General features: G+C 71.4%; 8 protein-coding genes. 5 read left to right on the top strand and 3 right to left on the bottom strand.

The genetic code is table 11. From position 1 onward, the window contains the following. The first annotated feature begins 1 nt into the window (after nt 1). Together ACQPZP_RS28805 and ACQPZP_RS28800 are read left to right on the top strand one after the other, a co-directional pair. Nucleotides 2-211: an MbtH family protein gene (locus ACQPZP_RS28805; RefSeq protein ID WP_433462459.1), complete on the top strand. Its 210-nt coding sequence runs from the start codon at nt 2-4 to the stop codon at nt 209-211. Continuing rightward, the gene (locus ACQPZP_RS28800; RefSeq protein WP_433472858.1) at nt 204-851 is read left to right on the top strand and encodes a GNAT family N-acetyltransferase; all 648 of its coding nucleotides are present in this window, start codon (nt 204-206) and stop codon (nt 849-851) included. Before ACQPZP_RS28805 ends, ACQPZP_RS28800 begins: the two co-directional genes overlap by 8 nt. Here the strand turns inward: ACQPZP_RS28800 and ACQPZP_RS28795 are convergent. Next, complete coding sequence (locus ACQPZP_RS28795; protein ID WP_433472857.1) at nt 844-2064, bottom strand: RNA-guided endonuclease InsQ/TnpB family protein; 1221 nt, start codon at nt 2062-2064, stop codon at nt 844-846. The two genes, ACQPZP_RS28800 and ACQPZP_RS28795, sit on opposite strands and share 8 nt — an antisense overlap. Nucleotides 2065-2225: 161 nt before the next feature. Between ACQPZP_RS28795 and ACQPZP_RS28790 the strand changes: the two genes are divergently transcribed. Beyond that, the gene (locus tag ACQPZP_RS28790) at nt 2226-2963 is read left to right on the top strand and encodes a thioesterase II family protein (protein WP_433472856.1); all 738 of its coding nucleotides are present in this window, start codon (nt 2226-2228) and stop codon (nt 2961-2963) included. 69 nt (nt 2964-3032) lie between these two features. Here the strand turns inward: ACQPZP_RS28790 and ACQPZP_RS28785 are convergent, their stop codons facing one another. After that, the gene (locus tag ACQPZP_RS28785; protein WP_433472855.1) at nt 3033-4088 is read right to left on the bottom strand and encodes a S1 family peptidase; all 1056 of its coding nucleotides are present in this window, start codon (nt 4086-4088) and stop codon (nt 3033-3035) included. Between the two features lie 278 nt (nt 4089-4366). Next, a complete protein-coding gene (locus tag ACQPZP_RS28780; RefSeq protein WP_433472854.1) occupies nt 4367-5443 on the bottom strand; it encodes a S1 family peptidase in 1077 nt (358 codons plus the stop codon). 307 nt (nt 5444-5750) lie between these two features. Here ACQPZP_RS28780 and ACQPZP_RS28775 point away from each other — a divergent pair, with 307 nt between their 5' ends. Then, nucleotides 5751-6746 (top strand): ABC transporter ATP-binding protein, encoded by a 996-nt coding sequence (locus ACQPZP_RS28775; RefSeq protein WP_433462454.1) that lies wholly within the window; start codon nt 5751-5753, stop codon nt 6744-6746. 31 nt (nt 6747-6777) lie between these two features. Next, the gene (locus ACQPZP_RS28770; protein WP_433472853.1) at nt 6778-7731 is read left to right on the top strand and encodes an ornithine cyclodeaminase family protein; all 954 of its coding nucleotides are present in this window, start codon (nt 6778-6780) and stop codon (nt 7729-7731) included. The last annotated feature ends 49 nt before the right edge of the window (nt 7732-7780 follow it).

The following is a 7780-nucleotide window of genomic DNA, read 5'->3' as shown; positions in this document are numbered from 1 at the left end:
GATGACGAACCCCTTCGAGGACCCCGACGGCCGGTACGTCGTTCTCGTCAACGACGAGGGCCAGCATTCGCTGTGGCCGACCTTCGCCGAGATCCCCGCCGGATGGACGGTGGCCAAGGAGGAGGACACCCGGCAGGCGTGCCTCGACCACATCGAAGAGAACTGGACGGACATGCGGCCGAAGAGCCTCATCGAGGCCATGGGTGACTGACGTCGGGATCCCCGAGGTCACCGAATGGACGATGGAGATGCTGGACGCCGCCGATCTGCGTCCCGCGCCGCCCCCGGGCGCCGAGATGACGTTCACGCTGGCCGCGCTCCCGTCCGCGGACGTCAGCCGCGCCCTCTACGCGGCCGTCGGCGCCCGCGTCTGCTGGACCGACCGCTTCCCGTGGACGTACCCGGACTGGCGCGCCTGGGTGGAACGTCCTGAGCTGTCCACATGGATCGCGATGGCCGAGGGGACGATCGCCGGCTTCTTCGAGATCGAGGCGCAGCCCGGCGGCGACACCGAGATCCACCTGGTCGGGCTCACCCCCGCGTTCGTCGGCCGCGGCTACGGCGGCCACCTCGTCGAGCAGTGCACCCGCCGCGCCTGGCGGCGCGGGGAGCTGTGGGCGCCGGGCCGCGGGCCGGCGTCCCGGGTGTGGCTGCGCACCAGCAGCCTCGACCATCCGAACGCGATCGCCAACTACCGGCGCTGCGGCTTCAAGGTGGCGGCGGAGACCACTGCGCCGAAGCTCGTCCCGGACCCGAGGGTCGCGCCCTGGCCGCTGCCGCAGGACCCGCGCCCGGCCCCCGGCCGGTACGAAGAGGGCAAAGGAGGACCAGAGGAGGAGTTGATCACTTGACTTCCTCTCCCGCCCGGAGGCGGGAGATTCCGGCCCTCGCGGGCCGGGGTTCCTGCTTCGTCGCCGACTGCGGAAGGGAGGCCCCTTGCCGTCTGACATCAGCTCCACAGGCCGTCACCGAAAGTCCTTCGGCCAGAATGTTCTTTGCGGCGTTGACGTCCCTGTCGTGCAGGGTGCCGCAGCCCGGGCACGTCCAGCGCCGCGTGGAAGGACTCAGCCGAGCCAGCAAATGCCCACAGTGCGAGCACAACTTGGAGGAGGGATGCCATCGGTCGATGACCACCAGACGCCGCCCCCATCGGGCCGTCTTGTACTCCAGCATGGTGCGGAAGGCAGACCATCCGCAGTCAGAGATCGCCCGCGCGAGGGGGCGGTTGCGGACCATGCCCGAGACGTTGAGGTCCTCGAGCACGATCACGTCGTAGCGACGCACCAGCTCGGTGCTGGTTTTGTGCAGGAAGTCCGCACGGGCTCGGCGAACTTTGCCATGCATGGCGGCGACCTTGCGGGCGGCCTTGCGCCGGTTGGCGCTGCCAGGTTGTTTGCGAGCCATACGTCGCTGGTAGCGGGCCAGGTTGCGCTGCTTGCGGTCCAGGTGGCGGGGGTTGGTGATCCGCTCTCCAGTGGACGTGACCGCGAGGTCGGTGATGCCCAGGTCGATCCCGACCACATCATCAGTGGCGGGCAGCGGGGCGGAATCGGCGACATCCACGGTGAGCGAGACGTACCACGTGCCGTCACGGTCGCGGGAGACGGTCACCGTGGTCGGGTCGATCGACGCCACGTCGATGTCGGTCCAGGACCACACGAAAGTCAGCGGCCTGGTCATCTTGGCCAAGAACAATTCGCCGCCGCGCATCCGGAACGCCGAACGGGTGTAGGTGGCTGCCTGCTTTCCGTCGCGGGACTTGAAACGCGGGTAGCGGGCGCGTTTGGCGAAGAAGTTCGCGAAGGCGGTGGACTGATGCCGCAGCGTCTGCTGCAGGGGCACCGACGACACCTCGTTGAGAAACGCCAGTTCCTCGGTCGTCTTCAGGTGCGTCAGGTACCGGTCCGACTGGGCATAGGACGTGCGGGTTCCCTGGGCGCGGTAACGCTGGGTGCGCCACTCCAGCACCTGGTTCCAAACCTTGCGTACACACCCGAACGTGCGGTTCAGCACCGCTGCCTGTTCGGGAGCCGGGTACGCCCGGCACTTGTACGCCGTCCTCATGAGCGGATACTTTACAAGAAGACCCATCGATGTTGTGAGCACCGTTGGCCGGATGTCGGTGGACTACTTACCTGGCTCGTCACAGCCATGCCGGGGCTGCTCCTGACTGGGCCCGGGCCCCTCCCCCGGCATAAGCGGCCGGGATACCCCTTGGAGGTACTGTGAGCTGGTTCCGCTGCCCCGAGACGCGGCCCTGGGCGTCGATGCGGCTGTTCTGCCTGCCGCACGCGGGCGGGTCGGCGGTGTTCTACCGGCCGTGGGCCAAGGAGATCAGCCCGGCCGTCGAGGTGCACGCCGCCCAGTACCCGGGCCGCGCCGACCGGATGGCGGACGCCCTCGTCACCGACGCGCACCAGCTCGCCCGCCTCGTCGCCGGGGCGATGGCCCCGCTGATGGACCGTCCCGCCGCGCTGTTCGGGCACAGCATGGGCGCCGTCCTCGCCTACGAGGTGGCGCGGCTGCTGCAGGAGCGGGGGAGCGCGCCGGTGCACGTGTTCGCGTCCGGCGCCCGGCCCCCGCACGACCGCGGCGAGGACCGCGTCTCCGGCAAGGACGACGACGGCGTCGTGGCCGAAATGATCAAGCTCGGCGGCACCGACGCCGAGGCGCTGCGGGACCCGGAGCTGCGCGAGCTCGTCCTGCCCTACGTCCGCAACGACTTCGCGCTGATCGAGGACTACGCCCACCGGGCCGGCACGCGGCTGGCCGTCCCGGTCACCGCGATCATCGGGGACGCCGACCCGCACGTGACCGAGGACCGGGCCCGCGGCTGGGGGCAGGTCACCGACGGCCGCTTCGCGCTGAAGGTCCTGCCGGGCGGCCACTTCTACCTGACCGGGCAGCAGCCCGCCGTGATCGCCGAGATCCTCCGCACCCTCGAAGTCCCGGCGGCCGGCTGAGCGCCCGGACGGGCCGTCCCCACCGGAGTCCGTGGTGGGGACGGCCCGCCTCTCAAGGGAGTCTTCCGGTCAGTAGACGCTCAGCCCGTAGCGGGAGAGCGGCTCGGTGACGGGCTGGAAGAACGTCGTCCCGCCCGAGGAGCAGTTGCCGCTGCCGCCCGAGGTCATGCCGAGCGCGGTCGACCCGGCGAACAGGGAGCCGCCGCTGTCACCCGGCTCCGCACATACCGTGGTGCGGATCAGGCCGCTGACGCTGCCCTCCGAGTAGTTCACGGTCTGGTTCAGCGCGGTGACCCGGCCGTTGTGCAGGCCGGTGGTGCTGCCGCTGCGGTACACGGTCTGCCCGACGGTCGCGTTCCCGGCGGCGGTGATGTTGCGGGTGCCGCTGTAGAGCTGCACGGCGCCCGCCGTGTCGGCGGGAGTCGAGCTGTACTGGACGACGCCGTAGTCGTTGCCGGGGAAGCTGCTGTGGACGGTGCGGCCGAGTGTCCGCCCGGACCCGTCGGTCCAGGTCGTGCCGATGTTGGTGCAGTGGCCGGCGGTCACGAAGTAGTACGTGCTTCCGCTCCGCACGTTGAAGCCCAGCGAGCAGCGGGCCCCACCGGTGTAGATGGCCTCGCCGCCGAGGGTGAACGTGCGGAACGCGCCGGTGACGCGTTCGGTGCGGACTGCCGTGCCCTGTTCGGTCGCGGCGGCCTGCACCTTCTTGAGCTTGGCGCCCTTGACGGTGCTGTCCATGGTCAGGACGACCTGGTTGGCGGCCGGGTCGACGGCCCAGGCGGTGCCGGGGACCGTCGCGTCGCGCTTGAGCGCCGACATGACCTTCTTCAGGTCGGAGCCGCTGCGCGTGACGCTCTTCGGCACGGCGCCGGCGGCGCGGACCGCCTGCGCGGCCTTCGCGTCGGTGACCGTGACGACGAGCTTGCCGCCCTTCAGGTAGGAGCCCGCGCTGCGGGTGCCGAGCTGCTGGGCGAGGGACGTCGCCACGTCGCCGGGTGCTGCCGGAGCGGCGGGTGCCGCCGGGGCCGCGGACGCGCTGGGAGCGATGGCCAGGGTGGCGGCCACCATGCCGGCGGCGGCCGTGGTGACGGCGGCGGCGCCGACGCGCCTGTGACGGATCTTCACTTGTGCCTCCACGGGGGGTTGGGTGCACCCGAGTGGTGCACCGGAGGTCACCGACATGGTGTAAGAACGGTCAAGGTGGGCGTAAGACGCAGAAAGTGACCAATTAGTAACCTCGTCATTGGCACCCTCGACGCGGCTTCCGTGGTCAGTCGCGCAATACCAGCCGGGACGCGCCCGGAAGAGAACGCGGTTCGGCCCCGGTCCCTCACCGGGGAGGGACCGGGGCCGGGGGCCGTGGCTTCCCGCCGCCTGGGAGCTCCGGCGGGCCGCCGGGACGGCTAGTAGATCTCGACCCCGAACTCCGACAGCGGCTCGGTCACGGGCTGGAAGAACGTGACCCCGCCGGACGAGCAGTCGCCGCTGCCGCCGGAGGTCAGCCCGATCGCGCTGGCGCCGGCGAACAACGGGCCGCCGCTGTCGCCGGGCTCGGCGCACACCGTCGTCTGGATGAGGCCGCTGACGCTGCCCTCCTGGTAGTTCACCGTCTGGTTGAGCGCGGTGACCTGCCCGTCATGGACGCCGGTGGTGCTGCCGCTGCGGGTCACGGTCTGCCCGACCGTGGCGTCCGCGGCGCCGGTGATGTCGTGGAACTGGCCGTCGGCCGTGACACCGCCCTCCGTGTCCTCCGGTGCGGAGGCGTACTTGACGATGCCGTAGTCGTTGCCGGGGAAGCTGCTGCCGGCATTGCTGCCGAGCGTGCCCCCCGACTCGTCCGTCCACGTGGAGCCCGCCTCGGTGCAGTGCCCCGCCGTCAGGAAGAAGTACTCGCTCCCCTTCTTGACGTTGAAGCCCAGCGAGCAGCGGGCGCTGCCGGTGTAGATCGGGTCGCCGCCGGCGGTGAACGTGCGGAACGCGCCCGGGACGCGCGTGGTGCGGACCGCCGTGCCCTGTTTGGTCGCGGCGGCCTGCACCTTCTTGAGTTTGGCGCCCTTGACGGTGCTGTCCATGGTCAGGACGACCTGGTTGGCGGCCGGGTCGACGGCCCAGGCGGTGCCGGGGACCGTCGCGTCGCGCTTGAGCGCCGACATGACCTGTTTCAGGTCGGAGCCGCTGCGTGTGACGCTCTTCGGCACGGCGCCGGCGGCGCGGACCGCCTGCGCGGCCTTCGCGTCGGTGACCGTGACGACCAGGTTCTTCGTGGCCTGGTCCACATAGGCGCCGGCGGTGCGGTCGCCGAGCCGCTGCGCCAGCTTCGCGGCCACCCCGCCCGTGTCGGACGTGGTGGTGACGGCTCCGCCGGGCGCGTCGAGGGACGCGTCCGCCGCGGGAGCGGCGACCAGGGCGGTCGCCAGCAGCCCGGACGCCGCCATGGTCGCGGCGGCGGTGCCGCCGATTCGGGTGGAACGGATCTTCACTGTGCCTCCAGGGGGGATTGGGCGCACCCGTGTTGGTGCGCCGGAGGTCACGGGACATGCTGGAAGAATCCGGAATGCCGACGTAAGGCGGAAAAGTGACTAATCGACCATGAACGGATTGTCACAATGGGTGCGGGTTCCGTGGTCGATCCCGGGGAGGATGGCCCGTTTAGGGCGTTTGTGACTGGACGGTAGGTCCAATGGGTCTCCCCAGGCATACCACCCCCGACGTACAGTCGGGGGCGACGGGGGACCGGACATACGACGCGGAGCCCCCGCACCCGGTTCCCTCGCAGGGGAGTGCCCCATGGGTGTCGAGATCCGGGTGGAAGGGCTCAGGAAGTCGTTCGGGCGGCAGGTCATCTGGGAGGACGTCTCCTTCACCATCCCGGCGGGCGAGATCTCCGCGCTGCTCGGGCCGTCCGGAACCGGGAAGTCGGTGTTCCTCAAGAACCTCGTCGGGCTGCTGCGTCCCGACCGCGGCCACGTCTACGTCGGCGGCGGCGACGTCCCGCGGCTGCGCGAGCACGACCTCTACGAACTGCGCCGCCAGTTCGGCGTGCTGTTCCAGGACGGCGCCCTGTTCGGCTCCATGAACGTCTACGACAACATCGCCTTCCCGCTGCGCGAGCACACGAAGAAGGGCGAGGCGGAGATCCGGCGCATCGTGCTGGAGAAGATGGACATGGTCGGCCTCACCGGGTCGGAGAACAAGCTGCCCGGCGAGATCTCCGGCGGGATGAAGAAGCGCGCCGGGCTCGCCCGCGCCCTCGTCCTGGACCCCGAGATCATCCTGGCGGACGAGCCGGACTCCGGCCTCGACCCCGTCCGCACCGCCTACCTCAACCAGCTGTTCGTCGACCTCAACACCGAACTCGGCGCCACCTTCCTGATCGTCACCCACGACATCGGCACCGCCCGCGTCCTGCCGGACAACCTCGGCCTGCTGTTCCGCCGCGGCCTGGTGATGTTCGGGCCGCGCGAGATGGTGCTGTGCAGCACGCATCCGGCGGTCGACCAGTTCTTCAACGCCCGCCGCCAGGGTCCCATCGGCATGGCCGAGGAGAAGGACCTCGCCGGCGTCGCGGCCGAGCCGCAGGGCCCGCCGCCGATGCCGGCGCCGATCCCGCCGCAGCTCATGCCGAGCGACGGCCGGCTGCGTCCCGCCATGCGCCGCCCCGGCCAGTGGCTGCGCGAGCACCGGGTGACCCCGCCGCCGGGCTCGTTCATCGACGACGCGGGACACGACTGGCTCACCGAATGGGACGCCCTCGTGGCCGCGCGGCGACGTCCCGGGCAGTGACCCCGAACCGGAAGAACGGGAGAATGGTCCGGTGACGCTCCTTCTGACCCGCTCGGACCTCGCGGCGCTGCTCGACCCGGCGGCCTGCCTGGACGCGCTGCGCCGCGGCTTCACCGCGGTGGACGGCGGGACCGCCGCCCGCCGGGTGATCGCGAAACTGCCCGGGCAGGGCACCGCGACGGCACTGCTGCCGGGCGTGGTCGAGGACATCCCCGCCTACACGGTGAAGGTCAACGCCAAGTTCCCGGGAAGCCGCCCGGCGCTGCGCGGCGTCGTCTGCCTGCACGACCTCGCCACCGGCGAGCTGCTGGCGCAGCTGGACTCGGCGACCGTGACCGCGTGGCGGACCGGCCTCGCCGCCGCCCTCGGCACGCACGCCCTGGCCCGTCCGGACGCCGCGACCGTCGCGGTCGTCGGCGCGGGCGCCCAGGCCGAGCTGGTCATGCGGGGGCTGAGCGAGCTGCGGGAGGTGCGCGGCCTGACCGTCTGCGACCTGGACGCGGGCCGCGCCGCCGCCTTCGCCGAACGGCACGGAGCCCGGCTGGACCTGCCCGCGGCCGTCGTCGCGGACCCGCGCGAGGCGGTCCGGGACGCCGGGATCGTCGTCATGGCCACCTGGTCGCACCGCCCCATCCTGCGCGCCGCCGACGTCCCGCGCGGAACGCACATCACCTCGCTCGGCGCGGACGAGCCCGGCAAGGCCGAGCTGGGCGCCGACCTGCTGGAGGGCGCCCGCGTCGTCGTGGACGACGTCCCGCTCGCCGTCGAGATGGGCGTGCTGGCCGGAGCGGGCCTCGACGTGAAGCACGCGGCCGGCACGCTCCGCGACCTCCTGCGCGGCGAGGTGCCCGGACGGGTGAAGGGCGGCGAGGTCACGGTGTACGCGCCGGTCGGGCTGCCCTGGCAGGACCTCGCGCTGAGCTGGACGGCCTACCGGGCCGCCCGCGCCGCCGGAGTGGGAGCGGAGTTCGACTTCCTGGCCTAGCCCCGCCCTGTCCGTCCACCATATTGAAACACGTTCTACTTCGTGCGTA

Source organism: Spirillospora sp. CA-142024, from assembly GCF_050942325.1.
Classification (GTDB): Bacteria; Actinomycetota; Actinomycetes; order Streptosporangiales; family Streptosporangiaceae; genus Spirillospora.
Note: the sequence above shows the minus strand (reverse complement) of the source record. Positions and strands in the feature narration are given on the sequence as shown.

What these genes read in the sequence shown, in the direction of transcription:
- ACQPZP_RS28805 (WP_433462459.1), top strand. Translation starts at nt 2, where the DNA reads ATGACGAACCCCTTCGAGGACCCCGACGGCCGGTACGTCGTTCTCGTC.
- ACQPZP_RS28795 (WP_433472857.1), bottom strand. Translation starts at nt 2,064, where the DNA reads ATGAGGACGGCGTACAAGTGCCGGGCGTACCCGGCTCCCGAACAGGCA.
- ACQPZP_RS28775 (WP_433462454.1), top strand. Translation starts at nt 5,751, where the DNA reads ATGGGTGTCGAGATCCGGGTGGAAGGGCTCAGGAAGTCGTTCGGGCGG.